Here is a 24,926-nt window from a genome sequence, read left to right on the forward strand (position 1 = left end):
AACACCAAGTAACACCCCCGCACCACACGAAAAACGGCCGAGCACCAGCTCGGCCGTTTTTTCGCGCCACAAGCACCACGCACCCCGTGCCCAGACCGCCCGCCCAGACCGCGAAAGCGGGCCGTACCCGTGAACGGGGCTCTGAGGGGCTACACGACGATATGTGCCTCCGGGTAGATTCCCGGGAAAAGTCGCCTACCCTCGACAGGGGGTCGCATCGGCCGCCGATCGACATGACTGGGTACGAATGGGAGAACGCTCGACCATGACCGCCCCCACCACAACACTTCGCCGCGCACCGATTCGTACCATGCGCATCCCGGTCCGCTCGTCGGGGCGTGACGCTCTGCTCGTCGGGCTGTTCGGCACCCTGCTGACGCTGGCCTGGTCGTGGCAGCCCTCTCTCTGGTTCGACGAGGCGGCGACGGTTTCCGCCACCATGCGCAGTTGGCCGGAGCTGGGCCGGATGCTGGTGAGCATCGATGCCGTGCACGGTCTGTACTACGCCGGAATGCACCTCTGGCTCGACCTCGTGGGCTACTCGCCGTTCGCGCTGCGCCTGCCGAGCGCCGTCTGCGTCGGGGTCGCTGCCGCGCTGACGGTCATTCTGGTTCGCTCTCGGGCCGGCCGTCGCGCCGCGATACTCGCCGGCGTCGCCTTCTGCCTGCTGCCCAGGGTGACCTGGATGGGCGCCGAGGGCCGGTCGTATGCGCTGACCGCCGCACTCGCGGTGGCGCTGACCCTGATCTTCCTCGCCGCGTGGCGCCGCGGGCCGGCGCCGCGGCGCATCCGCGTGCTCTGGTGGACGCTCTACGGCGCGGTCGCCGTTGTCTCCACCGTCACCTTCATCTACCTCGCCTTCCTGGTCGGCGCCCACGGGCTGACCGCGCTGTGGACGGTGTGGGCCGGCCGGCGGCGGAATCGGGCCGCCCGCGCGTCGCTGTTCGGCTGGATCGTCGCCTCGCTCGCCGCCGGGGCGCTCTTGGTGCCGTTTGCCCTGGCCGTGGTGGGGCAGTCCGGCCAGGTGAGCTGGATCGCCCCAATCAGCTGGGGCAGTTGGAACGGCGTCTTCGTCACCCAGTGGTTCTACCTGAACCGGCCGTTCGCGGTGGCGGGTTGGGCCCTGATGGTTGTCGGTGTCGTCGCCCTGGTCGTCGCGGCCCGCCGGACCAGGGCCACCGGTTTCGCGGTGTCGCAGGAGCAGTCCCGAAATCCGTCGCTACTGGCGATCGCGGTACCGTGGCTGGTCGTGCCCACACTCGGGGTCATCGTCGCGTCGGCGATGGCGACGCCGCTGTACTCCCCTCGCTACCTCACGTTCAGCGCGCCGGCGGTGGCCATCCTGATCGGGGTGGCGCTCGACCTGCTGCGGCGCCGCTGGCTGATCGTCACCGCCCTCGTCGCGTTGGCCGGTCTGGCCGCTCCGCAGTTCGTCGCACAGCGACAGCCGGAGGCCAAGCAGAATTCGTCCTGGAGCGAGGTCGCCGACCTCATCAGCACAGAACGGGCCGCGCGCCCCGACGACACTGCCGCCATCATCTACGGGCCGGTGCGCCAGCATCCGGCGGCGACAACCCGGGTGATCGCGTATTCGTATCCGGATGCGTTCGAGGGGCTGATCGACGTAAAGCTGAAGACCCCGGCCGCCCAGACCGGCGGGCTGTGGGAGACCCGGTACCCGCTGGATGCCGTGACCGACCGGTTCGACGGCGTCGACGCGGTCTGGTTGGTGACGAGCGACAAGCAGGACTGGCGCCCGAGCGTCACCGCCAAGCTCGGCACGCTCGGCTATGCCCTCGACGAGGAATGGGGCCTGACCGGCGTCAACGTTCTGCGCTACGTGCGCTGACCGTTCCTGAGCGCGGCGGGGATTCGGGTCAGCGCGCGCCGCCACCGGTCGAGCGCGCCCGGACCGGCGCGTCGCACCGACACGACCACGATCAGCACCAGCGCGATGCCCAGCGAGACCCTGCTGACCGTGAGCGTGGGCACCAGCAGACGCAAGGTCAGGGCGAGCGGAATCGCCAACCACTCCCACCGACCGCTGAGCGCGATGAACGGCAACAGCAGCAGCGCGTACCAGGGGTACCGGGGGCTGAGGACCAGAAGGGTGCCGCCGATCATCACGAGCTGGCCGAGCCAGGGACGCTCGGGGTCGGTCTTCCAGATGGTCAACGCGGCCAGACCGGCCAGCAGAATCGCCGCGACGACGATGGCCGATCCGCCCGGCGCGATCAGGGAGACCAGCGCGAATCTGGACCCGTCCTCGTAGCCCTCCTCGGTGAGGTAGCCGGGCAGGTAACCGAGCACGCCAATGCCGGTGGCCAGCACATACGGCAGATACAGAAGCGCGAAGGTCACGATCGCCGCGACGACGACCTTCCAGCCCTGTCGTTTGAGCATGGCAGGCGCGGCGATGGCCGGGATCAGCTTGACCCCGATGGCCATCCCGAGCAGGATGCCGCCGCGGACATACTTCGCGCTGCTGACCCAGAACGCGGCGGCGACGACGAAGGCCACCCCCAGCAGATCAACGTGCGAATTGGTGACGCCCTCGGTCGCTACCAGGGGGCACCAGGCCCACACCGCCGCATAGCGCTGGTCGATGCCGCGGCGGCGCATGCCGACCAGCAGCATCCCGGTGATGCCGACGCTCAGCAGCAGACCGGTCAGTTGCAGCGGCCAATAGCCCGCGTCCTCCCCGACGACGGCCCGAACGGCGGCGAAATAGATTTCGGCGGCCGGCGGATAGATGGTGGGCACCGTCGTGCGGTTCAGCGCCGAGCAGAGCGGCAGGCCGGCACCCCGGTCCACGGTCTCGATTCGTTCGCCCACGCAGTCCGGCCCGCCGGCGCCGGACACCGGCGCCGGGAACAGCCAGTCCGGCCGCAGCTCGTCTAGTCTGTCGTCGGCGGGCACATAGGCGTACGGCGAGATGCCGGCGTTTTGCACGATGCCGTCCCACGCGTAGCGCGCGGAGTCGGTGCTGGTGTTCGGCGGGCCGACCATCGCGGCCCCACCGATCAGCACGGATCCGGCGAGCACGAGCACCACGACGGCCCGGCCCCGCACCCTCCGCAGGACCACCAAGGCCGCGGCGAAAAGCAGCCAGAGCACAACGGTGCCCAGCAGCAGAGGCACGGTGTCCCGGTGCGGCCTGAACAGGTCGAAAGCCAGCACGATACCCGCCGTGAGGGCAGCGCTGGCGGCCAAGAGGACCGAGACAATGGCAATACGCACCCTGCCATCCTCCCGCACCCGTCGACGGGCGCCCCGACGGGCTGGTGGCGGCGTCATTGAACCGTAAGGATTACCGAGGCTCCCGGCGTCGATGAGGTGGTGGAATGGACTATGCGCCGATTGATGTACGAGGCTAGGGCCCAGCTCGCCTCTCCGGTGCGAAACCCGCGGATGGCCACCGTCATCGGCCGCCTCCTCGGACTGGCCTTCCTGCTCTGCTTCGGCACCGGCCTGTTCAGCCATTTCCTGCAGCAGCCACTGCCGTGGATGACCTTCCCCACCCGACCTGTTGGCCTCTATCAGGTCAGCCAGGGCACCCACATCATCGCCGGGATCGCCTGCTTCCCGCTGCTGCTGGCCAAGCTCTATGTGGTTTTCCCGCAACTGTTCCAGTACCCGCCGGTCACCTCATTCGCCAACTTCCTCGAGCGGGCATCGATCGCGCTCTTCGTGGGCGCCTCACTGGTGGAGATCACGATCGGCCTGCTCAACACGTACCAGTGGTACCCGTTCCCGTTCCCGTTCAAGCAGGTGCACTTCGCGCTGGCCTTCGTGATCGTCGGCTCGCTTCTGGTGCACATCGGCGTGAAACTGCCGCTGATCGCGGCGCACTGGCGAGCCGAACCGGCTCCCGGACCCGAAGAACGCCACCCCGTCGACACCGTCGAGGCAACGTCAGCCGATGACGAGGGGTTGTCTCGCACTCGCGGCCTCACCGGACGGGTGCTCGCCTACATCGACAGCACCCCGGAGCTCCCCGCCCGCACCAGCCGCCGCGGGTTCCTGGCCACCGTGGCGCTGGCCGTCGCGGCCGTCGTCGGGCTCACGGCCGGCCAGACCTTCGCGCCGCTGGACGCCGTCAACGTGTTCGGACCGCGCAAGAAGGGCGTCGGCCAGCAGGGCGTGCCCGTCAACCGCACTTCGGCGCAGGCCAAGGTGGCCACGGCGGCCCTGTCGGCCGACTGGGTACTCACCCTGGCGGTCGGCGACACCGAACGTTCGTTCAGTCGGGCCGACCTGGCCGCACTCCCGCAGACCGATGTCGACCTGCCCATCGCCTGCGTGGAGGGGTGGAGCCAGATGGCCGCCTGGCGGGGTGTGCGCCTGCGTGACCTCGTCGACGCTGCCGGCGGCTCCCCCGAGTCCGACCTCAGGCTGATCAGCCTGGAGCAGCGCGGCGGCTTCAAACAGACCGAAATGGGCAGCGAGTACGTGCGTGACCCGCTCACCCTGGTCGCCCTCGAGTTGAACGGCGAGATCCTCGACCTCGAGCACGGCTATCCGGCGCGCATGATCGCGCCGGGCCGGCCCGGCGTTCTTCAGACCAAGTGGCTCAGCCGGATCGAGGCGATCGACGCATGATGACAACATCATCCCCGGCCCTGCCATCGAGCCGGATGCGGGCGGCGCGAGTGGTTCTCGTCGTCGTCGGCGCGCTCGGACTCGCCTTCGGCGGGTACCTGATGGTCGACACCGTCGCTCTGCGGCGGCTGCCGGGAGTCGCTCTCTGGATCGGCGCGGCCATCGTGCTGCACGACGCCGTGATCTCGCCTCTGGTGTTCGGGCTCGGAGTCCTCACCCGGCGCGCCGGGCACCGGCTGGCCGGCGCCATCATCGTGACCGTTCAGGCCGCCATCGTGCTCGGGTCACTGATGACGCTCATCGTGCTGCCGGCCATTGCCGCGCAAGGCCTGGGGCCCAAAAACCCCACCATCCTGCCGTTGGACTACGCGCGGAACCTGGGCCTGTTCTGGCTCACGCTCGCGGTGGCCAGCGCCCTGATCTCCGTATGGCTCTACGTGCGCACCAGGCGGGCGAACCAGCGGCCGTCGCGGATCCAGTCCTGATCCACCCGGAACCCCGCCTCTTCGGCGCGCGCCCGGAGCGGCACGATACCGATCTCGGCCCACGGGAACACGCCACTGCTGCGGCCCTGGGCGTCTTCGAGGGTGCCCTCGAAGGCATGGTCGCGATGGGGATCCTGGCTGACCTCGACCACGAGCGCGCCGTCTGCGGCGAGAAGCTCGGCGCACCGGGCCAGCAGCGCCCCGGCGTCGCCGCCGATGCCGATGTTCCCGTCCAGGAGCAAGGCCGTGCCCCAGCCGCCCTCGAGCGGCATCGGGGCGAAGACCGAACTGTTGAGCACCGTGAGGCCCGCCTCCGTGGCAATGCGCACCGCGGTCGGGGATACGTCAACACCGAGGGCCGACAAGCCCAGGTCCATGGCCGCCCGAACCATCCGGCCCGGGCCGCAGCCGATGTCGAGCACCGGCCCGGCGGCGCCGGTCAGCACGTCGAGGTCGGTGGCGTCGGCGCCCGCGCTCCAGCGGCCGGCATCCATCGGAGCCGCCGCCGGGGCCTGCGCCGCGGTGTTGCGCAGGTACAGCACCGCGGATTCGTCGCGCAGTGCGGCCGCGTACGGTTCGGTGCCGCCGGAGCCGAACGTGGGGTCCGCCTCGATACCGGCGCGGCCGGCGAGGAGCGTCATCGGGTCACCTCGCTCAGCTGGAGTGCGCCGAAGCCGGCCAGTGCAAGCGCGAACCGGCTGTGCGGGGCGAGAGCGGCCACCACGTGGGCGTCCTCGATGTGATCCACGTCGGTGAGGGTCGGCAGCAGGCGCACCCGAAGCCCCGCGTCTCGGAGCCGGGCGAGCTGGTGCATGCCGGTGTCACTCTGGGACATCGGCACGCCGCGGATCAGGTCGCCGTCGGGGTGACGCAGGCCTAGGGCCCAGAATCCGCCGTCGGCGGCGGGGCCGAACCAGGCGTCGACGTCGTCGGGCCAGTCCTCGAACAGCGGGGCGAGCACGTCGGCGGTCACCTGGGGGGTGTCCATGCCGATCAGCACGGCGGGTCCGGTGCAGCCGTCGAATATCGCGCCGAGGCGTTCGTCGAGGCCACCGGCCACCTGGGGCAGGATGTCGTAGCCGGCGGCGGCGGCGGGCGCCACCGCACCGTCGAACGCAAGCACCCGACGTGTGGCGGGCAGCGCGGCGACGGCGGCGAGGGTGTCGTTGAGACTTGCGGCGGCCAGCTCCGCGGCCTGCTCGAGGCTGAGCGGCGGGTGCAGCCGGGTCTTCACCTTGCCGGGCAGGCATTCCTTGGCGATGACGATCAGGGTGGTCATCGTCTGGCCTCCTTCAGGAGCCGCGACATATCGGTGATCGCAGTGAGGGTGCCGCGCACTGTGCCGGTGACCTTGCTGCGGCCGACCCTGGGGGCGTACGGGGTATCGACCTCGCGGATGCGCCAACCTCGTGCAGCGGCCTTGAGGAAGACCTCCAGCGGGTAGCCGCTGCGCCGGTCCTGAAGGTCGAGGGAGAGCAGGGCGTCTCTCCGGGCGGCCCGCATCGGGCCCAAGTCGTAAATGTTCACACCTGTTGTTCGGCGCAGTCGCCAAGAAAGAGTGGAATTGGCTATCCGGGCGTGCACGGGCCATGATCCGGCTGTCGTCGGACGGCGCCGGCCGAGCACCAGATCGGCTTCGCCGGCTCGCACCGGGTCAACCACGAGTGGCAGGTCGCGTGGATCCATCGACGCGTCGGCGTCGCAGAACGCCACGATGGGAGCAGTCGCCCGCAACAGCCCGGCGTGCGCGGCCGCACCGAACCCCCGACGGGCCTCGGTCACGACCAGGGCCCCGGCCGCCTCGGCGATGCGCGCCGAGTCATCCGTCGAGCCGTTGTCGACAACGATCGCCCGGTACCCCTCCGGCAGCCGGGCCAGCAGCCAGGGCAGCGCCCCCGCCTCGTTCAGGCACGGCATCACGACATCGACCAGGTTTTCGCTCACCCCTCGACCCTAGGTCGGGGGGCGCGCCGACACTCCGCAGCAAACGTTACGGACTGGGGAAATATCTGTGGCAGAGCCGCCGCGGAGCCGGAGCGCCTATCCTTCAAGGGTGAACCCCTCGCCGACGACCGGGCCCCCCGACACTCAACGCCGCATTCTGGTCATCGATGACGACCCGACGGTCTCCGAAATCGTCTGCCGCTACCTGGTGGCGGCAGGATTCCTTGCGGATCGGGCACCGGACGGGCGCCTCGGCCTCCGCCAGGCCGAGGCCCAGCGCCCCGACCTCGTGGTGTTGGACCGGATGCTGCCCCTGCTGGACGGCATCGAGGTCTGCCGCCGCATCAAGACCACTTGGGCGATTCCCGTGATCATGCTGACCGCGCTCAACCAAGAGGAGGACCGGATCGACGGGCTGGAGGCCGGCGCCGACGACTACCTCGCCAAGCCTTTCTCACCCCGCGAACTCGTGCTGCGCGTGCAGTCTGTGTTGCGCCGCACTGTCGCCGAACCGGCGCGCGGCGGGACCGTCGAGGCGGGACCGTTCACGTTGGACCTGGCGGCGCACGAGGTGCGGATGCACGGTGCCGCGCTGGTGCTCACGGCCAGGGAGTTCGATCTGCTCGCGCATCTGATCGGTCGTCCGCACCGGGCGCTGAGCCGGGAGGAGCTGCTCAAGTCGGTTTGGGGCTGGGACTTCGGCGACCTGTCCACCGTGACGGTGCACGTGCGCCGGTTGCGGGAGAAGATCGAGGCCGACCCGACCCGTCCCCAGCTGTTGAAAACAGTGTGGGGGGTCGGCTACAGGTTCGACCCCGAGCCCCTGGCCGCCGGCCGGGCCGGCGATTTGGACCCGGGAGTCCTCCGATGACGGTTCCCGGGCTGGTGAGTGTGCTCGTCATCGCACTGGCCTGCGCTCTCATCGTGGGCACCCTTGGCCTGATCAGCCTGCGCCTGCTCGCCAGATACTCGCTCGTGTTGCAGCTGGTGGTGGTGGCCCTGGCCACGATCGTGTCGGTGGTCAGCGGGATGGCCGCGGCCGCGTCGCTGATGTACGTGTCGGATCACGACCTGACGGTGTTCTACTTCGTCGCCGGGGTGGCGGGGAGCGTCTCGTTACTGATGGCGGGTCTGTTGGGACGGTGGATCGCGCGGGACAGCCGGCACCTCACTCTGGCGGCGGCGAGCCTGGGCCGGGGCGAGCCCGTCACGTCCGCGGAGCGGCACAGCAATACCGAATTCGCGGCTCTGGCCGAGCAGTTGACCGCGACCGGGGAACGGTTGCGGGAATCCAGGGACCGTGAGGGCAAGATCGAGTCGGCCCGTCGGGAGCTGGTCGCGTGGATCTCCCACGACCTGCGCACGCCGTTGGCCGGCATCCGGGCGATGGCCGAGGCCCTGGAGGATGACATGGTCGAGGATCCCATCCGCTACTACGTTCAGATCCGCGGCCAGGTGGACCGGTTGAACGGCATGGTCGATGATCTCTTCGAGCTGTCCAGGATCACGTCGGGCACCCTCCGGCTGAACTTGGCGCGGGTTGCCCTTTACGACCTGATCAGCGACACCGTGGCCGACCTCGGTCCCGTCGCGCGGGCAAAATCGCTTGACCTGCGCTTCGAGGGCGCCATGGGCCTGACGATCCTGGCCGACCCGCGCGAGCTGGCCAGGGCCGTCGGCAACCTGGTGATGAACGCGGTGCAGCAGTCGGCGCCCGGCGGCACCATCGTGGTGTCGGTCACCGAACACGCCGACGGGCGCGCCGTCATCTCGGTGCAGGATTCGGCCGGAGGCATCGACCCTGCGGACCTCGAGCGGGTGTTCGAGCCCGGTTGGCGGGGCACCGAACCGCGCACCCCTGAGGCCGAGTCGGCGAGCCAGGGCCGCGCGGGACTCGGCCTGGCCATCGTGGACGGTATCGTGGCGGCGCACCACGGCGAGGTCACCGTGCAGAACACGCCGGGCGGATGCCGGTTCGACGTGCTTCTTCCCCGGCACCCCGAGCCTGCCGGGGTGTGATCCCGGACGCGGGGGCCCTGCCGGAGGAGTCAGACCACGGCCGCCCGCAGCGGGGCCGTGGCGAATTCGCGCATCCCCTCGTCGAAGCTCACCGACGGCGTCCAGCCGAGTTCGGTGCGCATTCGCTCTGAGGACGCCGTGATGTGCCGCACGTCGCCGAGACGGTATTCACCGGTGACGACGGGGGCCGGCCCGTCGGCGGCCGTGCTCAGGGCCTCGGCCATGTCACCGATGGTGTGCACGGTGCCGCTGCCGACGTTGAACGGGCGGAAGGTTCCGGCCGGGGCGGTGCCGGTCCAGTCGATCGCGGCGAGGTTGGCCGAGGCGATGTCGCGCACGTGCACGAAGTCGCGGCGTTGGCGGCCGTCCTCGAAAACCGTGGGGGCCTCGCCGCGTTGCAGGGCGGACCTGAACAGGGACGCGACCCCGGCGTACGGCGTGTTCTGCGGCATCCCCGGGCCGTAGACGTTGTGGTACCGCAGCGCTGCTGCCCGGCCGGTGGTGCTGCGGCTCCAGGCCGTTGCGAGGTATTCCTGGCCGAGCTTGCTGCTCGCGTAGACGTTGCGGGGGTCCAGGGGGTCGTCTTCAGCCACCAGCGCGGGTTCCAGCGGTTCCCCGGTGGCGGCGTCGGTCGGATCGAAGAGGCCGGCGTCGAGGTCCGCGGCGCGGCGCGGGCCCGGCCGGGCCACCCCGTTGGCACTGCGGTAGCTGCCCTCGCCGTAGACGACCATCGAGGAGGCCAGGACCAGCCTGTCGATCCCCGCCGCGGCCATCCCCGCCAGCAGCACCGCGGTACCGAGTTCGTTGCTGTGCACGTAGTCGGGCGCATCGGAGAAGTCGACGCCGAGACCCACCTTGGCAGCCTGATGGCAGACCACGTCGATGCCGCGCAATGCGTGCGCGACGACCGCAGTGTCTGTGACGTCACCGACCACGAACTCCACGCGGGGATCGACCGCGGGCAGTCCGCCGTGCACGTCACGGCGGAGGGAGTCGAGCACCCGCACCCGCCAGCCACGCGTGAGGGCTTCATCGACGATTGCCCCGCCGATGAAGCCGGCGCCGCCGGTGACGAGGAGGTGGCGGCCGCTCGGGCGCCTAGCGCCCGGTGCGTTGCTGGTCTGGGTCACGGCGGGCTCCTTGGAGGACGGGGTCAGTGCGAGTAAACCGGGATGGCGGCGGCCAGCGGCCCGATCGGGCTGAGAGTGAACGACGCGGACTGGCCGTCACCGGTATACCGGACCGACGCCGCGATGCCCGTTCCGCCGGTAACCACGTGGCTCTGGGATCCGGCCAGCGCCACCACGACGGATTGGCCGGCGGCCACGCTCACGTCGATGACCGACCCGGTTTCGGAGGTGATGGTCAGGTCGGTGTCCGCACCTGAGGTGTTGGCCAGGTGCAGGGCCGGCGACGGACCGTCGGCGACACTGACCAGGAAGTCGCCGTCCTGGGGCGCGGCCGCGGCGGACCAGGCGAAGTCGGCGGCGGCGCTTCCGGCCGTCGTGGTGACGGCCGCGGCGACCAGCGGCTGGTCGGCGTTCAGCTTGACCGTGTAGTTGCCGGCGACGACTCCGCTCAACGGGATCTCGGTGGCGATGCCGGCCTGAATTTCGACCTCGAGGGAGGTCCCCGTCGACGCACCGTCCTCGCTTTGCACACCGACGCTGACGGTCGCGTCAGTATCGCCGGGAACCAGCACGCGCACCGACGGGGTGTCGTCGGACACGGCACCGACATCGGCAGAGGCTTCTGCGCCCAGGGCGGTGACGGCGACGCCAGGGATGGTCTGGGTCGTGGACGGTGTGGTCGTCGGCCCGCTGAGATCGACCCCGCCGGGCTGGATGCCCCTGACCAGGCTCTGCTGCAGGGCCGCGGCGACCTGCCCACCGGTGGCCGTGACGTGCACGACCGGGGACCGCAGGTTGGGCGCGAGCCCGGCGAGGGACACGATCCGCTGGCTACCGGGCTGCACGAGGATGCCGGTGGAGCCGGGGGCATCCACCGGGCCGGCTTCGCCGTAGACGGCGAGGTCGACGGACGCCACGACGGTGGTGGGATTGCTCAGCAGCACCAGGCTGGTGCGGCCAACGTCGGTCGACCCGCTCACCAGCCAGGAGTCGCTGGACGCTTCGGTGCAGGCGGCCGCGGCCAGCCCGCCGACGGACTCGCCCGTCGCGGTCTGTGATTGGGAACCGGCGACGAGTGGGGCGTCGGTGGCGCCGGCCTCTACCGGCACGGTCAGCACGCTCGGGGCGCCGTCGCGTGGTGCCTGCGAGTTGTCGGTCGCGGTGAGGTCGGTGCGCTCTACGGGTACCTCTTCGGCGCCGGAGCCTGTGCCGCGCGCCGCGTACACGGCCGTGTACGGGCCGACGGAGGTCGCGGCATCCGCCTGGGTGGAGTCTTCGGCGAGGGTGAGGAGGGGGCCGGGGCAGACCCGCAACTGGTCGCTCGCGACCGGCGTCACCAGGGTCGACGGCGGGTCGCTCACGAGGGAGGGCCAGGGAACGATCGCGGCACCACCGACGGCGACGACGACGACTCCGATGCCGATCAGGCCCGCGGCATACCTGGCGCCGAGGACGGCGACTCTGCGCTTAGTTGCCATGGTCTGAATCCTTCGGGCTGCTGGTGTCCGCCGACGGTTGGTCAGTGGCCTCGGCCGGCTCGGCCGGAGCTTCCGTCGGTGTCGACGAGGCCGAGTCCTCGATGCTGGGGAGGACGCCCTTGGCGCGCCGGCCTGTCGGACGTTTCATGCGCCGGGGCCGCGCGGGCCGCGACGGACGCGCCACCCGGGTGGGCTTGGCCGGTTTGCTCAGGCGGGATGCGCGTCGGATCGCTTCGCGGTGCGCCTGCCGGACGGCCTCTCTACCGGCCCCGGTCGGCACCGACAGGAGCACCGTCGCGCCGATCACGAACAGGGCGATCAGGCCGGTCACCAGCCCGAAGATTCCGCCGGCATCAGCGGGGACCTGCCCGTTGACGGCGGCGTCGGTCGGCACGTCAGAACGCCACAGCCGACCGAAAGCGGTATCACCGACGGGTGCCAGGGCGGCGTTGCCGTCGAGGGAGGTTGTGGTGCGGGTGGTCGTGTCGCTGGCCGCCTGCGTGATGCCGACGTCGTCACCCCACTCGGCGGGCTCGGCGGCGGCCGGCAGCAGCAGGACAAAACGAATGCCGAACTTCGCCAGGTCGGCCGAGGCGTCCAGTCCGCTCTGTGAGGCGAGGTTGCCCGCCAGGGTGGCCAGCTCGGTCTGTTCCTCGGTGAGAGTGCCGGCCGTGCTGTTCAGGGTGGACTGGGCGTCCAGGCGCACGCCGGAGCCCCGGACGATGGTGGCGAGGATGCCGCCATCGGGCTGCGGCACGATCTGCAGGGTACCGACCCTGGGCTCGACGGCGGCCTCGGCGGTGACGAAAGCGGGCTGCGTGCGACCGATGCCCTCCTCGACGGCCGAGGTGCCGAGCGGGATCGCCCCGGCCAGAGGCAGGGAAACCACGGCCAGGGCCAGGGCCGTGACCACGAGCGGTGCGATGGCCATGCGGTGCAGGCCGCGGGCGGCGAAGACCACCGCTCCGACGAGACCGAGCCAGTACAGGCTGAGTCCGGCGCCGGGCCAGATGCCCACCGCCTGGGAGCCGAGCTCCGCCACCGACAAAGAACCGGCGAGAATGGCCGTGCCCAGCCCGAGCAGGGCGGTGACCAGCGCGAGCGCTGCGCCGCGGGCGCCGGGTAGGAGCAACGCCATCAGGGCCAGGACGGCCATGGGGATCAACAGCAAGGGAACCAGGTAACCGGCCACGGCAGCGTCGCCGCCCCAGAGCGGCAGCAGCTGGGTCCAGCCACCGAAATCGCCGGCCGGGAAGCCGAGGATGAACTGCCAGGTGGGCACGGGTGCCGTGGGCACCGGAACACCGGGATCGGCCAGCAACGCCAACCAGTTGCCGCGCAGCGCCTGGTCCCACAGCAGGGGGATGGCCAGCGCGAGCGCCGGCAGCGGGATCCCCACGAATCGCATCACGCTGCGGCCGCTGACGAGCACGCAGATCAGCCAGCCCACCAGCAGCGCCGGAGCGAGGGACGGCGCGCAGGCGACGATCGCGGCGAACAGCAGAGCGGCCGATCCGGATGCCGACCAGGACCGCGCGGCGGCGAAACCGGCGAAGAACAGCCAGGGCAGCAGCAGGTGCACGATGATGGCGGCAGGCCGGCCGGCCGCGAGAGCGGTGAGGAAGGTGGGCGACAGCGCCCACAGCACGGCGGCCACGGCGCGGATCGAACCCCGGTGGGTCAATCGGGTCGCGGCCATCCAGGCGCCGACGGCGGCCAGCGGGAGGGCCAACAGATACACGAGGACCATCGCGAAGGACGGTGACCAGAAGGTGATGGTGCCGAGGACGGCGAGCACCACCGCGAACGGGTCAGCCGCCCCCGTGAAGCCCAGGCCGATGTCCCGCCAGCCGTAGCCGACGTTGGCCCAGAGGTCGCCGACAGTAGACGAAAGCGGGAGCAGGCCACCGCCGGTGAGCGACTGAGCTCCGATCAGCGGCGCCAGGATGGCGACGCCGACCATGGCGGCGGCGAGCAGGGTCCAGGCCCCGCCGCCGGCGAAGAACCGGATTTCCGGGCGGTCCCCGCGGAGTCCGGTGAGGGCAGCTTCCCTGGTGAGGGCGTGCCGACGGCGCACTTCGGCGGCCGACACGCGCAAGGAGGAAATCGATGACCAGGCGAGTGTGCGGGTGGCGGCGAGCCGCCGCCGAGCGGTGAGCACCCTGCCGCCCTGGAAGGCGGCGGCGAAGGCGGCGGCGAATTCACCGAGGATCGACCCCGGTTCCTTGCGCAGAAGGTTTCCGATGGCGCGGAGGAAGGCGAGCGGGATCAGGGAGATCCAGTGCACCGGCAGCGCCCAGGCCGGGGCGTAGACCAGCCGTCGGTGCAGCTGAGCGGACCGTTCGGCGCGCGCCCGGCGACGACTGGCCCGGCCGCGGGAGGAACCGTCGGGGCCGGCAACGCCGTCCCCGGCCGAGCTGACCCTGGCGGCGGCGACCACGGAGACGCGGTGGCCCGCGAGGCGTACGCGCACGCAGAAGTCGAGGGAGTCGTCGACGATGGGAAGCGCGGGGTCGAAGCCGCCGAGCTTGTCCCAGACGCTGTGGCGCACGAGCATGCCGCCGGCGCTGACGGCCAGAACATCACTCATGCCGTCGTGCTGCTCCTGGTCGAGCTCACTCTCGACCAGCGTCACGGTGGCGCCGTACGGGGTCATCGACTCGCCGAAGTCGTGGATGTAGTCGTCGGCGACCCATTCCATGACCTTGGGTCCAGCCACCGCCACTGACGGCGCGACCTCCAGTGCACCGATGAGGCTCTCCAGGGCGCCGGGCGCCGGAGCGCTGTCCTGGGCGAGGAGCCAGAGCAGCTCGTGGTCGCCGGCTGGAGGACTCATCACCCGGGTGGCGGCGCTGATGGCGGCACCGAACGACAGGGCGGAATCCGCTGAGATGAGATGGGTGGGCCCGAACGCAGCCAACAGTTCCGAGGTGGTGTCGCTGGAACCGCAGTCAACCGCTATGACCGTGTCGGGCTGCCGGGTCTGGCGGCGGAGGGCCTCGAGAGTTCGCTCGAGGTGCGAGGCGCCGTTACGGGCGACGATGATGGCGGTGACTCTGGCTTGCATATCGGGAACAGCCTAGGTCGGTTATCGGTGAAGATCGCTGAACCGGTCAGGCGCGCCCTGAATCCGGCCGTTCGGCCTCGCTCCGCGGATCGGGCTCAGCCCGCCCGCTTACGGAGTTTGCGTCGCTCACGTTCGGACAGCCCGCCCCAGATTCCGAAGCGTTCGTCGTTGGCGAGGGCGTACTGCAGGCACTGGGGGCGCACCTCGCAGGATGCACAGATCTTCTTGGCGTCCCTGGTGGAGCCGCCTTTTTCCGGGAAGAAGGCCTCTGGGTCGGTCTGGGCGCACAGGGAGTCCGACTGCCAGGCGAGCGGATTGTCGTCCGCGCCCTCCACAATCGTCGGATCCTTGCGAACGCCGGGTACGCCGAGGCGTACGGGATCGACGAACCAGTCTTCAGGTACCCCAGAACGATATTCAGACAACGTCATATCGCCTCCACCCATCAGCTCACGCACGTTTTCGCGCTAGAACTAATTACACCGGTGTAGTTCACATCCGTCAAGTCGCGGATCGTAAACCCTCAATGATGGCTGGAGAGTTCAGACTCGCCCACTATGCCCGAATCGTGTCGTTGATCAGACGGTGGATGCCTGCCGGGATTCCCAGGCGCTGCGCACCATGTCTTCGAGGGTGTGTCGCATCTTCCAGTCCAGGTCGCGCGCGGCCATCTCGCCCGACGCGACGATGCGGTCGGGGTCTCCGGAACGACGCGGGCCGATCTCCGGGCTGAACGGGATCCCGGTCACGGCCGCGACCGTGCTCATGATCTCGCCCACCGAAACGCCCTCGCCACTGCCGAGGTTGTAGACCGGGGCGATCGTCAGGCCGGCGTCCAGCCGCCTGGCTGCGGCGACGTGCGAGATCGCGAGGTCGGCGACGTGGATGTAGTCGCGCACGCAGGTGCCGTCGGCGGTCTGGTAATCGTTGCCGTTGATGCGCGGGGTGCGACCGTCGATCAGGGCCTCGAAGACCATCGGGAAGAGGTTGTGCGGGCTCGTGTCGCGCAGGTCAGCGCTGCCGGAGCCGACCACGTTGAAATACCGCAGTGAGGTGTGCGCCAGTCCCGCGGCGACGGCCTGGTCGCGCAGGAGCCACTCACCGATCAGCTTGGACTCCCCGTACGGCGACTCGGGGCTCTTCGCGGTCTCTTCGGTGACGAGGTCGGTGAACGGGGTGCCGTAGACGGCGGCGCTCGAGGAGAAGACGATGCGGCCGACGCCGGCCTCCTGCATGGCCGCGAGCAGCAGGGCGGTCGCCGTCACGTTCTGCTCGTAGGTGTGCAGCGGGCGGGACACCGAGACACCGGCGTACTTGAATCCGGCGACGTGCACGACGCCGCTGATCGGGTGCTCGGCGAAGGTCTTCGCCAGCAGCTCGGTGTCGAGCAGGGTTCCCTTGATGAAAGGAACTCCGGCCGGCACAAAGTCAGCGTGCCCGCTGGACAGGTCGTCCAGGACGACGACCTCGATGCCCTCGGCGAGGAACGCGCGGACGACGTGGGAGCCGATATAGCCGGCCCCTCCGGTTACAAGCCAAGCCATGTGGTGCCCCTGCGCTCTCCGGGCAACCGTGTGCTGCCGCTTCAGACCACACTATCGCCCGCGCGGGAACGGTTCGGGATGCCGGTTACGGCGTGCCAGTTCGGCCTCGCCGTAGCCGTCGGAGCGCATGGTGACGATGCTCGCCGCCACGGCCCAGATGGACAGGGCCAGCAGTACACTCAGAAACAGGATCATGGCACTAACGGTAGGTCTTGCGACTTTCTGCCACGAGTGGCAGAGTTGCCGTTTACCCGCACATTCCTGCCATCGTCTCCGAGGACCCCATGCTGAAGAAGATTGTCTGCGTCGCCATCCCCGGCATGGCCCCCTTCGAGTTCGGGGTGATCTGCGAGGTATTCGGTATCGACAGGTCGGAACACGGCGGCCCGGCCTTCGATTTCCACGTCGTCACGGCGGTGCCGGGCGCCCTGCGCACCAAGATCGGCTTCGACATCGTGGTGCGCGACGACCTCACCGCGGCGGCGGACGCCGACCTCATCGCGATCCCCGCCTACGAGGCCGGCAGCGAGATCCACCCCGACGTTCTCCGCGTCGTGCGTGAGGCCGAGCAGCGGGGCGCCTGGGTGCTCAGCGTGTGCAGCGGCGCGTTCATCCTCGGCGCCGCCGGCATCCTGGACGGGCGCCGCAGCACCACTCATTGGATGTACGCCGAGGCCCTCGCCCTGGCCTACCCGAACACCACCGTCGACCCTGATGTGCTCTTCGTGGACGACAATCACGTGGTCACCGGCGCGGGGACCGCCGCCGGCATCGATGCGGCACTGCACGTCGTGCGCCGGGAACTCGGCGCCGCAGCTGCGAACGTGATCGCCCGGCGCATGGTGGTGCCGCCGCAGCGTGACGGCGGTCAGTCCCAGTTCATCCAGGCGCCGATCCCCGAACAGCGCAGCGATTCCTTCGCCACGATCACCGACTGGATGTTGCAGAGCCTCGACCAAGACCTCACCGTCGACCAGCTCGCCAGGCGCGCGCTGATGTCGCCGCGCACCTTCGCGCGCCGGTTCCGGGCCGAGCTGGGCACCACACCGACGGCCTGGCTGAACCGGCAGCGCCTGATCCTGGCCCAGCAACTGCTCGAGGAGACCGACGAGACCCTCGACCTCATCGCGGCGCAGACCGGATTCGGGGCCGCGAGTGTGATGCGGCACCACTTCGTGCGCAGTCTTCAGACCACACCGACGGCGTACCGCCGCACCTTCGGCCGGCGCCGGACCGCGCCAGACTACGCCGGCACGGTTCCGGGCGGGCCGGACTACGGCGTGGTGGCCAGGAAGACTTCGCCGGAACCCGCGAAGGTGAGCGCTCCCTCGTCCGGCGTGATGTAGACCGACTCTCCCCTGGCCAGCGAGATCGACGAGCCCGCACCGGCGACCAGGAACCGGCCGGCCGTGCAGATCGCGATGCCGGGTCCGGTGAGCGCCAGCTGCCGCATCGGCACGCCGGCCGGGCCGGATGCTGTGGCGGACGCATCCGCCGGCACAGAGATGTGCGCCAACTCGAAGTCGGGCACGTCGGGCCTGTACACGGCGACGCCGTCGGCCTGCGGCTCCGGTGCCAGGTAGGGCACCGGCAGGGGCGCGAAGTCGAGAACGTCGAGGAGCTCGTCGACGTCGATGTGCTTGGGGCTGAGGCCGCCCCGCAGCACGTTGTCCGACGCGGCCATCACCTCGACGCCGAGGCCGGACAGGTAGGCGTGGATGTTGCCGGCGGGCAGGAAGAGCACCTCGCCGCGTTTCAGCGACACCAGGTTGGTGAGCAAGGAGATGACGATGCCGGGGTCGCCCGGGTACGCGGCCGAGAGCGAGCGCACGGTGTCGAACTCGGCGGCGAAACTCACCCTCGCGCCGCCGTCGATCAGGAACGCGGCCTGCTCGGCGAGGGCCACGACTCGCTCGACCAGCCAGGACACCTCGCCGGTGTCGCCGCCGCGACCGTCGCGCAGCAGCCAGTCCACGACGTCGTGGATTGCGTCGTCGCCGATCAGACGGTTTTCCAGACCGAGCAGGGCCGCGGGCTGGGGATCGTCCATGGTGGCGTCCAACGCGCGCAATTCGGCGAGGATCGAGCGGATCTGGCGCGGGTCGCGGAAGCCGCACAGGGCCTGGAAGGTGTCGCTGAGCGCGAAGATGATCTCCGGCTTGTGGAAGGGGTCCCGGTAGTTGCGGTCGGCCGCGTCGATCGGGATACCGGCCGCGTTCTCGAGTGCGAAGCCGGCCGCGGCGCGGGCCGGCGACGGGTGCGCCTGCAGCGAGAGCGGGCCGTGGGCGGCGAGGATCTTCATCAGGAAGGGCAGGCGCGCCTGCCCGGCGTGCGCGGAACCGAGCGCGGCTGCCGGGTCCTGGTCGATCCACTCGGCGAGGTTGGCCGCTCCCCCGGTGAGGGTGGGGTCGGCGATCACCGATGGGCAACCGGGGTGGGCGCCGAGCCAGAGCTCGGCTTCGGGGCCGCCGGATGCGGGCCGGCCCAGCAGGTCGGCGATCGCTGTCGGCGAGCCCCAGGCGTAATCGCGCGGTGTGTTGCTGATGCCCACAAACATGCTTGGCTCCTGAACCTCGAGGTTTAGACCAAACTACCAACCGCTTTCCTTCGCCCGGCGCAGAGTTCTAGGCTGAACGTCCCGGTCAACGCGCTCGCGCGGCCGGCATCTAGTGCAAGGGAGCCAGATGACTTTCGAACCGCTCAGCAGTGATTTCTTCGGGTACGAGAACCTCCTCGAGGAGAACGAGAAGGCCGCGCTCGCGCGCATCCGCTCGTATCTCGAGGCGGACGTGCGGCCCGTCGTGAACGGATGCTGGGAGCGGGCCGAGTTCCCGTCCGAGATCATCAGGCCGCTCGGCGCCCTCGGCGCGTACTCGTTCGGCTGGGAGGAAACCCGGCCGTTCCCGAACTCCGCGGTGTTCCGCGGCTTCGTGGCGCTCGAGCTGGCCCGGGTGGACGCATCCGTCGCCACCTTCGTCGGCGTGCAGAACGGTCTCGTCGCCGGATCGATCGCCGCCTGCGGGTCGGCGGCGCAGCGGGCCCTCTGGCTGCCACGCCTGGCCACGGGTGACGTCGTCGGCGCTTTCGCCCTAACCGAGCCGTTGAGCGGCTCCGACTCCGCGCAGGGGCTGCGGACGACCGCGACCCTGGACGGTGACACCTGGGTGCTCAACGGGCAGAAGCGTTGGATCGGCAATGCGACCTTCTCCGACATCACCATCGTGTGGGCCAAGGACACCGCGGACGGCGCCGTCAAGGGTTTTATCGTGCCCACGGACACCGCCGGGTACACGGCCACCAAGATCGAGGGCAAGATCAGCCTGCGTTCGGTGCAGAACGCCGACATCACGCTGGAGAACGTTCTGGTGCCAGAGCACAACAGGCTGCAGAACGCGAACTCGTTCCGCGACACCGCCAAGGTGCTGCGCTTCACCCGCGCCGAGGTGTCTTGGGCGGCCGTGGGACTGGCGATCGGCGCCTACGAGGCCGCGGCGGCGTACGCCGTGGAACGGGTGCAGTTCGGCAAGCCGATCGGCGGCCACCAGCTTGTGCAGGACCTGCTCGTGAAGAGCCTGGGCAACATCACGGCCAGCCTGGGCATGGTGGTGCGGGTCTCCCAGATGCTCGACGACGGCACCCAGCGCGACGAGCACTCTGCCCTGGCGAAGTCGTACACGACGTCGCGGATGCGGGAGACCGTGTCGTGGTGCCGTGAACTGTTCGGCGGCAACGGCATCGTGCTGGACTACGACATCGCCAGGTTCTTCGCCGACGCCGAGGCGATCTACTCCTATGAAGGCACCCAGGAGATGAACACCCTCATCGTCGGCCGCAGCATCACCGGTCTGGCCGCGTTCGTCTGACCGGTCCGGGCGGGTCCGGCTGGCCCTGACCGGGACTTCGGACGAGAAAGTCATACTGGCGAACTAAGCTCTCCCGCATGCGAACCTCAGAAGCGGCCCGCGGCGCCGGAAGTCTGGTGATCATCCCGACCTACAACGAGTTCGAGAACCTGGAAAAGATCGTGTCTCGCCTGCTGACGGCCACGCCCGCTGCACACGTGCTGATCGTCGACGACGGCAGCCCGGACGGCACCGGCGCCCTGGCGGACCGGATGGCCGAGGCTGACGACCGCATCAAGGTCGAACACCGCACCGGCAAGCTCGGCCTGGGCTCCGCCTACGTGCTGGGCTTCATGTGGGGACTGGCGCGAGGCTACGAGTTCTTGATCGAGATGGATGCCGATGGGTCACATCCGCCGGAGCGCCTGCCCGACATGATCGGCCGGGTCGCCTCCGACGAACCCGGCGCCCCCGACCTCGCCGTCGGCTCCCGGTGGGTGCCCGGTGGCAGCGTGGTCAACTGGCCGCGGCACCGGCAGTTGCTCAGCCGAGGCGGGAACACCTACGCTCGCCTGGTGCTCGGTCTCTCGCTCAAGGACGTCACCGCCGGCTTCAGGGTCTACTCGTCGGCGACGATCGCGGCGATGGATCTCGCGGACGTGTCGTCGAAGGGCTACTGTTTCCAGGTCGATATGACCCTGCGGGTGCTCGATCAGGGCCGCTCGGTCGTGGAGCTCCCGATCGAGTTCCGCGAGCGGGAGGCCGGCGAGTCGAAGATGAGCCAGGCCATCGTGATCGAGGCCATGCTGCGGGTCACCCAGTGGGGATTCCAGCGTCGCTTCACGAAGATCCGCTCCGGCCGGGCGCAGGCCACGGTCCGTTAGATGGTCACCGTGCGGCGGGGAGCGCCTGAGGTGGACGCGATTGTGGTCGGCTCCGGCCCCAACGGGCTCGCTGCCGCGGTCACGCTGGCCAGGGCCGGCCTCTCGGTGCGGGTCTACGAGAGGTCCGCGACCGTCGGCGGCGGCGCCGCGACCGCGGAGCTGACCCTGCCGGGTTTCCACCACGACGTCTGTTCCGCCGTGCACCCGCTCGCGCTGGCCTCCGAGTTCTTCAAGCGGTTCGGGCTCGCGGACCGGATCGAACTGGTCGTCCCCGAGGTCTCCTACGGGCATCCGCTGCCGGGCGGCACCGCCGGGCTGGCCTATCGCAGCCTGGAACGCACCGCTGCCGAGCTGGGCCGGGACGGCGCGGCCTGGATCCGGTTGTTCGCTCCCCTGGTGGCACACTCCGAGCGGGTGGCGGAGTTCACCGGTGCGCAGCTCCTGCGGCTGCCGAGGCATCCGGCAACCGCGCTGCGCTTCGGTCTGCGGGCTCTCGAGCAGGGCAGCCCCCTCTGGGACCTGCGCTTCGCGGGCGAGACGGCGCCAGCCCTGCTCACCGGCGTCAGCGCGCACACGATCAGGGCGCTGCCAAGCATCGCCACCGCCGGCGCGGGCCTCACCCTCGCCACCTATGCGCACGCGGGCGGCTGGCCGATCCCCGTCGGCGGCAGTGGCGCGATCGTGACCGCGATGGTCGACGACCTGCTCGCCCACGGCGGCGAGATCGTCACGTCAACCGAGGTGCGGCGGCTGAGCGACCTGCCGCCGGCCCGCGTGGTGATGCTCGACCTGACGCCCCGGGCGCTGCTGCGCCTCGCCGAGGGCGAGCTGCCCGCCGCATACGCGCGGCGGCTGCGCGCCTTCAGATACGGCAACGGCGTCGCCAAGGTCGACTTCGCGCTGTCCGACCCGGTGCCGTGGCAGGCGGCCGGACTGCGGGCGGCGGGCACCGTGCACGTGGGCGGCACCCGGGCGCAGATCCGGCGAGCCGAGAACACCGTCGCGCGCGGCCGGCACGCCGAGGAACCCTACGTCCTCGTGTCCCAGCCCAGTGGCCTCGACCCCAGTCGCGCCCCGGCCGGTCAGCACACCCTCTGGGCGTACACCCATGTTCCGCACGGCTCCGCCATCGACCAGACCGAGGCGATCGTGCGCCAAATCGAGCGCTTTGCTCCAGGCTTCCGCGACACCATCCTGGCCAGCGCCGCTCGCAGCGCGTCCAGCGTGGAAGCGCACAATCCCAATTACATCGGCGGCGACATCTCCGCCGGCGAGGTGAGCATGACCCAACTCGTGCGGCGGCCGGTTCTCTCGCCGGACCCCTGGCGCACTCCCCTGGACGGCGTCTACCTCTGCTCGTCGTCCACACCGCCGGGCCCGGGCGTGCACGGCCTGGCCGGCTGGCACGCCGCCCTCAGCGCGCTTCGTCACGACCTTGGGGTGCGTACCGCCCCCGATCTCTCCCCGACCAATCAGGAATAGGTGACACCGTGGCCGTTAACCATCGCACCATGAACTGCCCGCCCGAAAGCGTCTTCGCCGTTCTGGCGGACGGCTGGTTATACCCGAGCTGGGTCGTCGGGGCCTCCCGGATGCGGGACGTCGACCCGGCGTGGCCGATCGCAGGAAGCGTCATCTACCACTCTGTAGGCGTCTGGCCAGCCCTGATCGACGACACCACGTCGGTTCTGGAGTGGGATCCACCCCGGCACGCGCTGTTCAAGGCTCGTGGCTGGCCGCTCGGTGAGGCCCACGTGGCGTTGGATGTGAAGGCTCGCGGCGACGGATGCGTCGTACGCATCACAGAGGACGCCACCGCCGGCCCCGCCCGGTTCGCCCCCTCCTTCCTGCGTGAACCGGCCATCAAGATCCGAAACGAAGAGACGTTGCGCCGGCTCGCCTTCCTCGCCGAGGGCGGCGCCGGGTTCAACTAGCCCCGCCGCCGTCGGGCGCGTCGCCGAAGCCGAGCCCGTCAGGAGTTCTCGGAACGCGCCCGTCTCGTCGGTCGAGCCCGCCGAGACCCCGTGAGTCAACCTTTTTCACTGCAGAAATGTATTCGATTTCCATCTAAACTTTACTGACATTTCCTCGCATAAAGTTACGATTCGTGAGAGAATGGGGGTATGGACGACGAGCTGGATAGTGGCTCCACCGCACCGACGGGAACTTCTCCCACCGGGTCGAACCTGCACGACTGGAATACGGGCCTGGCCGGCCCAGATCCCCTCCCCGCACCGGATGCCCACAGTTTGAGCGGCACCGAAACGAAGGCCGCCGCCGCAGGTGGAACTGCCGGCCGTACTCGGGGTCCGTCTAAGCCGCGGCCCGAGTGGCGGGATCCGGCCGAGTTGCTGGGGGTGCAGCGCGCGCATACCGGTGCGTTCGGTCAGAAGCTCCAGGCTCTGGATGATGCGGCGCGGACGGTGATGGCGGTGATGGACTCCATCGACGTGAACGCGTTGAGTGACCCGGAGGTGGTCGCGTTGACGCAGATGGTCGAGCGCACCGGTCGGCCGGTGGACGCCGCCCGGGTGGCCACCGCGACCGTGGTGGGTTACCGGGCTCGTACGGGGTTGGGTTCCGAGTCGTTGGCGTGGCGGTTGGGCACCTCGCACCCCACGGATTTGCTGATTCGGTTGACGGGCATGTCGGGTCCGGAGATGAAACGGCGGGTGAGCCTGGGTGAGAAGGTCGCACCGCGGATGTTGGGCGGCCTGGTGCTGGAGCCCGAGTTCCCGTTCGTGGCCGCAGCCTTAGCGGCCGGGGAGATCGGTCTTGATGCGGCGGAGAACATCGTGAAGGGTTTGGCCGACTACAAGGTGCACGGCCGCTTCGACGCCGACCAGTCGCTGGTGGACGGTGGTGAGGCCGAGCTGGTGGAGTCCGCGACCGGGTCCGTGTTCGCCCGCACCCCCGGCCCCGGCGACACCAACACCGATACCGATACCGATGGTGCCGGGCCTGCCTGCACGGGGCCGGTCCGGCGTTTGGGTGCGTCGGCGGGGTTCACCTTCCCGGCGGACCGGATTCGGGAGATGGCGGCGACGTGGCAGGCGGTGTTGAACCCGGACGGTGCCGCGCCCACCGCGGAGATCCTCGAGGCCAAGTCCACGTTCTCGTTCGGCAAGCTCAGCCAAGGCCTGCACCCGCTGCGCGGTGGGGTGACGCCGGAGCTCAAGGGCATCATGCAGAACCTGTTCAACACGTTCCAGTCCGCGCGCAGCGCACCCGCGTTCCCGTCCGCGGACGAACAAAAGCGCATCGAGGCCGGCGAACTCGTGCCCGGCGAGATCCTCGACGAACGCGACGGCGGTCAGAAACGCGCCGATATCCTCCGCGGCATCCTCGTCCAGGTCGCCCAAGACCCCCGCACCCCGACCATGGGCGGAATCCCGCCGACGGTGATGGTGCACGTGAACGCAACCGACCTCGTCAACGGGGTCGGCGTCGGTTGGATCGACGGCGTCGAGGGCCCCGTCTCGATGAAAACGATCAATCAGATGGTCGACAACGGCGGCTTCCGGCCGATCTTCTTCGGCGGCACCGGCGCCGTCCTCGCCCTCGGCGACAAAGTCCGCTGCTTCACCCCGCTGCAACGCAAAGCGATCACCGCCCGAGACGGCGGCTGCATCATCCCCGGCTGCACCTGCCCACCCCAATGGACCGAAGTCCACCACGTGACACCGTGGCAAAACGGCGGCCCCACCAACGTGAGCAACGGGGTTTTGCTGTGTTGGTATCACCACCACAACATCGACACCTCCGGATGGCACATCCGCATGGTCCTGGGCATGCCCGAAGTCAAAGCCCCACACTGGATCGACCCCACCGGAACCTGGCGAAAACCACCCCAACACCGCGCCCACAACCCCAAAACCCGACGACAAAACGAGTAGCCACGGCACCTCAACTCGTGGGTGCCGGGTCAGGT

At 69.8% G+C, this 24,926-nt stretch carries 22 protein-coding genes; 11 read left to right on the plus strand and 11 right to left on the minus strand.

The genetic code is table 11. The annotated features are described in order from the left end of the window. Positions 1-265 precede the first annotated feature (265 nt). Positions 266-1,849, plus strand: a complete 1,584-nt coding sequence (locus C3B61_RS13405; protein ID WP_165791175.1) for a glycosyltransferase family 39 protein — start codon at positions 266-268, stop codon at positions 1,847-1,849. On the opposite strand, the gene C3B61_RS13410 is transcribed toward C3B61_RS13405, so the two are convergent. Then, the gene (locus C3B61_RS13410; RefSeq protein WP_165791176.1) at positions 1,837-3,240 is read right to left on the minus strand and encodes a glycosyltransferase family 87 protein; all 1,404 of its coding nucleotides are present in this window, start codon (positions 3,238-3,240) and stop codon (positions 1,837-1,839) included. The two genes, C3B61_RS13405 and C3B61_RS13410, sit on opposite strands and share 13 nt — an antisense overlap. Positions 3,241-3,351: 111 nt before the next feature. Here C3B61_RS13410 and C3B61_RS13415 point away from each other — a divergent pair, with 111 nt between their 5' ends. Further along, a complete protein-coding gene (locus C3B61_RS13415) occupies positions 3,352-4,602 on the plus strand; it encodes a molybdopterin-dependent oxidoreductase (RefSeq protein ID WP_103461159.1) in 1,251 nt (416 codons plus the stop codon). Then, entirely contained in the window at positions 4,599-5,087 is a 489-nt protein-coding gene (locus tag C3B61_RS13420) for a hypothetical protein (protein WP_133160298.1), read from the plus strand. Before C3B61_RS13415 ends, C3B61_RS13420 begins: the two co-directional genes overlap by 4 nt. On the opposite strand, the gene C3B61_RS13425 is transcribed toward C3B61_RS13420, so the two are convergent. Genes C3B61_RS13425 through C3B61_RS13435 form a run of 3 tightly spaced genes read right to left on the minus strand, consistent with a single transcriptional unit; the run spans position 5,036 to position 7,031 of the window. Continuing rightward, positions 5,036-5,728: a class I SAM-dependent methyltransferase gene (locus C3B61_RS13425; protein WP_103461160.1), complete on the minus strand. Its 693-nt coding sequence runs from the start codon at positions 5,726-5,728 to the stop codon at positions 5,036-5,038. The genes C3B61_RS13420 and C3B61_RS13425 overlap by 52 nt on opposite strands. After that, positions 5,725-6,366: a TIGR04282 family arsenosugar biosynthesis glycosyltransferase gene (locus tag C3B61_RS13430; RefSeq protein WP_103461161.1), complete on the minus strand. Its 642-nt coding sequence runs from the start codon at positions 6,364-6,366 to the stop codon at positions 5,725-5,727. The genes C3B61_RS13425 and C3B61_RS13430 overlap by 4 nt, the downstream gene beginning before the upstream one ends. Beyond that, the gene (locus tag C3B61_RS13435; RefSeq protein WP_208858824.1) at positions 6,363-7,031 is read right to left on the minus strand and encodes a glycosyltransferase family 2 protein; all 669 of its coding nucleotides are present in this window, start codon (positions 7,029-7,031) and stop codon (positions 6,363-6,365) included. Before C3B61_RS13435 ends, C3B61_RS13430 begins: the two co-directional genes overlap by 4 nt. A gap of 109 nt (positions 7,032-7,140) precedes the next feature. Here C3B61_RS13435 and C3B61_RS13440 point away from each other — a divergent pair, with 109 nt between their 5' ends. Then, complete coding sequence (locus C3B61_RS13440; RefSeq protein ID WP_208858825.1) at positions 7,141-7,902, plus strand: response regulator transcription factor; 762 nt, start codon at positions 7,141-7,143, stop codon at positions 7,900-7,902. Beyond that, positions 7,899-9,050, plus strand: coding sequence for a sensor histidine kinase (locus C3B61_RS13445; protein ID WP_103461162.1), 1,152 nt, complete (start codon positions 7,899-7,901; stop codon positions 9,048-9,050). The genes C3B61_RS13440 and C3B61_RS13445 overlap by 4 nt, the downstream gene beginning before the upstream one ends. A gap of 29 nt (positions 9,051-9,079) precedes the next feature. Here C3B61_RS13445 and C3B61_RS13450 read toward each other — a convergent pair whose 3' ends face one another. The 6 genes from C3B61_RS13450 to C3B61_RS19730 form a co-directional block, all read right to left on the minus strand. Further along, positions 9,080-10,180, minus strand: a complete 1,101-nt coding sequence (locus tag C3B61_RS13450; protein WP_088455300.1) for an NAD-dependent epimerase/dehydratase family protein — start codon at positions 10,178-10,180, stop codon at positions 9,080-9,082. Between the two features lie 23 nt (positions 10,181-10,203). Then, positions 10,204-11,658 (minus strand): DUF5719 family protein, encoded by a 1,455-nt coding sequence (locus C3B61_RS13455; protein WP_103461163.1) that lies wholly within the window; start codon positions 11,656-11,658, stop codon positions 10,204-10,206. Next, positions 11,648-14,725 (minus strand): glycosyltransferase family 2 protein, encoded by a 3,078-nt coding sequence (locus C3B61_RS13460; RefSeq protein WP_103461164.1) that lies wholly within the window; start codon positions 14,723-14,725, stop codon positions 11,648-11,650. Before C3B61_RS13460 ends, C3B61_RS13455 begins: the two co-directional genes overlap by 11 nt. A gap of 95 nt (positions 14,726-14,820) precedes the next feature. Then, positions 14,821-15,156, minus strand: coding sequence for a WhiB family transcriptional regulator (locus tag C3B61_RS13465; protein ID WP_088455297.1), 336 nt, complete (start codon positions 15,154-15,156; stop codon positions 14,821-14,823). A 147-nt stretch (positions 15,157-15,303) separates the two neighbouring features. After that, positions 15,304-16,269, minus strand: a complete 966-nt coding sequence (gene galE / locus C3B61_RS13470; RefSeq protein ID WP_103461165.1) for a UDP-glucose 4-epimerase GalE — start codon at positions 16,267-16,269, stop codon at positions 15,304-15,306. A 51-nt stretch (positions 16,270-16,320) separates the two neighbouring features. After that, positions 16,321-16,464: a hypothetical protein gene (locus C3B61_RS19730; protein ID WP_165787882.1), complete on the minus strand. Its 144-nt coding sequence runs from the start codon at positions 16,462-16,464 to the stop codon at positions 16,321-16,323. Between the two features lie 89 nt (positions 16,465-16,553). On the opposite strand from C3B61_RS19730, the gene C3B61_RS13475 reads away from it, so the two are divergent. Next, positions 16,554-17,615: a GlxA family transcriptional regulator gene (locus C3B61_RS13475; protein ID WP_103461166.1), complete on the plus strand. Its 1,062-nt coding sequence runs from the start codon at positions 16,554-16,556 to the stop codon at positions 17,613-17,615. Here the strand turns inward: C3B61_RS13475 and manA are convergent. Next, positions 17,543-18,826 (minus strand): mannose-6-phosphate isomerase, class I, encoded by a 1,284-nt coding sequence (manA, locus tag C3B61_RS13480; protein WP_103461167.1) that lies wholly within the window; start codon positions 18,824-18,826, stop codon positions 17,543-17,545. The two genes, C3B61_RS13475 and manA, sit on opposite strands and share 73 nt — an antisense overlap. 127 nt (positions 18,827-18,953) lie before the next feature. Between manA and C3B61_RS13485 the strand changes: the two genes are divergently transcribed. From C3B61_RS13485 to C3B61_RS13505, 5 genes are all read left to right on the plus strand, one after another. After that, complete coding sequence (locus C3B61_RS13485) at positions 18,954-20,132, plus strand: acyl-CoA dehydrogenase family protein (protein ID WP_103461168.1); 1,179 nt, start codon at positions 18,954-18,956, stop codon at positions 20,130-20,132. 77 nt (positions 20,133-20,209) lie between these two features. Then, positions 20,210-20,995, plus strand: coding sequence for a polyprenol monophosphomannose synthase (locus C3B61_RS13490; RefSeq protein ID WP_103461169.1), 786 nt, complete (start codon positions 20,210-20,212; stop codon positions 20,993-20,995). Next, positions 20,996-22,477, plus strand: coding sequence for a phytoene desaturase family protein (locus tag C3B61_RS13495; protein ID WP_103461170.1), 1,482 nt, complete (start codon positions 20,996-20,998; stop codon positions 22,475-22,477). Positions 22,478-22,485: 8 nt separating this feature from the next. Continuing rightward, a complete protein-coding gene (locus C3B61_RS13500; protein WP_241990476.1) occupies positions 22,486-22,929 on the plus strand; it encodes an SRPBCC family protein in 444 nt (147 codons plus the stop codon). 189 nt (positions 22,930-23,118) lie between these two features. Then, positions 23,119-24,891, plus strand: coding sequence for an HNH endonuclease signature motif containing protein (locus tag C3B61_RS13505; RefSeq protein WP_103461172.1), 1,773 nt, complete (start codon positions 23,119-23,121; stop codon positions 24,889-24,891). Positions 24,892-24,926 lie beyond the last annotated feature (35 nt).

Origin of the sequence: Cryobacterium zongtaii, assembly GCF_002909375.1 — a bacterium.
Classification (GTDB): Bacteria; Actinomycetota; Actinomycetes; order Actinomycetales; family Microbacteriaceae; genus Cryobacterium; species Cryobacterium zongtaii.